The following is a 2,826-nucleotide window of genomic DNA, read 5'->3' as shown; positions in this document are numbered from 1 at the left end:
TAGTGGCGGAGGGTCTTATTCAGAGTGTGGGAATTCTAGGTCGGCCCGACGTGTCAGCCGTGGATCGGGTAGGCGGCTTGGATGGCCAGCCGCTGGTCGGCGGTGTCGCCGATGTGGGTGAGGCGTTCGTCGAGGGCGGCGTATTCCTCCCAGAGCGGTCGGCCGGTCGCCTGCGCAAGGTGGGTCACGACGAGGGCTTCGAGGTCGGGGACGCGTTTGTTCTTCCAGACCTTGTCGGCGAGGCTCACCAGGAGGTCTTCCAAGGTGATGCCGGCGTCGGTCCAGGACGCGTGGGTGGCCGCGAAGCGGGCGAGGGCGTCGTCGATCCCGTGCCGTAGGAGCAGGTCTCGGCCTGCTGCCTCGTGGGTCGAGCCGGGTCCGGAGAGTTCGCCGGGGTGCAGGGATTTGCCGATGTCGTGGGTCGCGGCGCCGAAGAGCACCGCGTCCCCGTCGACGTCGAGCTGGGGGTGCTGCCGCTGGATCCAGTCGACGATCTGGCAGGCGACGTCATGGACGAGGCGCAGGTGGGCGGCGAGCCGGGCCGGGGAGTTCAGCGACACCAGCAGGTCGGCGACCTGGTCTGGCAGTGGGCGGAGCGGCAGTTCGGTGGGATCGTGCAGGGCGCGTGCGAGGGTGGCGGAGCCTGTCGCTGAGGGCTGGTTCGGCCCGGGCGGTGCGAGGTGCTGTCTGGCCTGGGCCCAGAGTGCCTCGAACTCGTGGCGGGTGATCTGGGCGGCGTGATCGGCGTCTTGCCAGCCCTGGAGGCTGCCTTCGGCGAGAACGCCGAAGCGGCGTTCGTAGGCCTTGAGCTCGGCCGGCCCGTGGTGATCGCGGAGTTGGAGCACCTCGTCGAGGGCTGCCGCCGTGGTGGGGCGCTGGTAGGGGCCTTGCAGCTCGATCTGCCGGACGGCCCGATCCTGGTCATCCAGTTCGTAGTGGAACCAGGTGTCTTCCTCGGGGTCATAAAGGCGTATCCATCGGGCCATGGCGGCATGGTGCCATGGCCTGACGCCGGTTCAGCATCGGGCGGGCTGGTAGCGGGCCCACTTGCCGCCGGCGATGGTGGCCCAGCGGTCGACGGTTCCAGGGGCGAGACCCAGGAGGCGCCCGATGACGGGTGGGGGGAGTTGTCGGGCGTAGTCCAGGAGGGCGGCGTTGCGGTCGGGGCGGGCATCGATGCCGAGTGCGGTGAGGCGGCGGGCGAGGCTGGTGGGGTGCAGGGGCTTGCCGGGATGGCGGCCGGGGAACAGCCAGGTGTCGTCGTGGAGGTGGTGGGCGGTCCGGTCGGCGCGTGGGGTGGGGAGTTGGTTGATCAGGTCGGCGAGGGGCTCGGGCAGGACGACGCGGGTGGGGCCGAGGGCGAGTTCGGTGGTGCCGCCGGGGGTGTGGTGCAGGTCGCTTGTGGTGAGGCGGGCGATGCCTGAGAGGTGCTGGGCGAACAGCAGGACCAGGAGGGCGGCGACACGGTCGGCGGTGGGGATGGCGGCGTCATGGAGGATGCGGCGGGCCAGTGCCCAACGATGGTCATCGGGGGTGAACCGGGATGGGTCGGCGGTGATCTGGGTGGGGATGTCCAGCGGTGGCAGGTGCCGGGTTCTGGTGGCCCAGGACCAGAAGGCGCGCGTGTTGTTCGCTCGGCGGGTGTCGACGAGCCAGGCGTCGATGTCGGTCTGGCGGCAGGTGGCCGGGGTGCGGCCGCGGTCGCGCAGGTGGGTGAGGAACCGGCCCGTGGCGGCGAGTTCGGCGCGGGCCCGGTAGGCGGCCCCTGGTTGAAGGGACGCGCCGTCGAGACGGCGGTGCAGGCGGCGCAGCAGGTGGGTGCGGGTGAACAGCGCGATGAGCGTCTGGTCGTCGGGGTGAGCGGCGGCGGTGACGGTTCGGGCGAAGGTCTCCAGGCGAAACAGGTGCTCGTCGCGGGCGGGCAGGGCGCCGGAGGCGACGAGAAGAACGCGCAGGTAGTCGATGGAGCGGCTGGTGCCGCGGCTGTCGAGGGCATCATGGGTGACTGGCAGGCGCCCTGCGGCCAAGTCAGCCAGGACGTGGGAGGCGCGTCGGCCGCTGCGATGAAGGTTGGACAGGGTGGCCTGCGGGTTGCCGGTGGCCAGGATGGCCTCGCGTAACGGCAGCAGCGCGGGCAGGATCTGGCCGTCGGGTCCGGTGAGCAGGATGGTGAGGCGGTCGGCGAGGATGCAGGCGAAGCAGGCTGGGGCGTCGTTGACTCCGCTGAGACGGCCCGGGGCGAACCGCTGGCAGATCGTGCAGGTCACCTCGGCCGCTTGATGGCAGGTGAAACAGAGGTCAGAGGTGTCGGCGGTGGCCTTGACCGCGACCCGGCGGGTCCGTCCGCAAACTTCGCACGGACGTTTGGGCTGTTCATAGCAGCGGGCGCAGAGCACTTGGGTGGTGGCGGTCCGCCCCCCTGGGACTACGGCTGGTGGCGCCAGCCGCCCGCATTCATCGCAGGAAACCGGGGTCTGGCGGCGGACGTAGCAGGTCGAGCAGAGCGAGGGCCCCTGGTGGCCGACCCGCCCGGAGTTGATCTTCCGAAGCTGCCCGCAGCCGTCGCAGCGGCGCTTGGGCTGCTCGGCCCGGTAGCAGCGGGAACACAACGTGCGGGCGCTGCCCGAGCGGCCGCCCGCCTTGACCGCCGGGAAACGGAGTTCGCCGCACTCCTGGCAGTAGGTCTTGGGCCGGTAGGCGCGGTAGCAAGCCCCGCAGACCCCGGCGCCGTCCGGGCGGGAGCCGGAGATCGCCAAGCCGTCCCGGCCGCAGTCGGCGCACCGGCCCCGCCGCCTCATGGCTCGTCAGGCACGATCCGGGCCCGGC

General features: G+C 71.4%; 2 protein-coding genes. Both read right to left on the bottom strand.

The window, feature by feature from the left end:
• Nucleotides 1-53: 53 nt before the first annotated feature.
• Nucleotides 54-986 carry an HD domain-containing protein gene (locus SM611_RS37445; protein WP_371955152.1) on the bottom strand — a complete coding sequence of 311 codons (933 nt, stop codon included), beginning with the start codon at nucleotides 984-986 and terminating at the stop codon, nucleotides 54-56.
• Between the two features lie 30 nt (nucleotides 987-1,016).
• Nucleotides 1,017-2,798 carry a site-specific integrase gene (locus SM611_RS37440; RefSeq protein ID WP_371955151.1) on the bottom strand — a complete coding sequence of 594 codons (1,782 nt, stop codon included), beginning with the start codon at nucleotides 2,796-2,798 and terminating at the stop codon, nucleotides 1,017-1,019.
• Nucleotides 2,799-2,826 lie beyond the last annotated feature (28 nt).

It is taken from the genome of Actinomadura monticuli (genome assembly GCF_041463655.1).
GTDB classification, from domain to species: Bacteria; Actinomycetota; Actinomycetes; order Streptosporangiales; family Streptosporangiaceae; genus Spirillospora; species Spirillospora monticuli.
The sequence above is the reverse complement of the archived record's forward strand: the minus strand, read 5'-3'. Positions and strand labels throughout refer to the sequence as shown.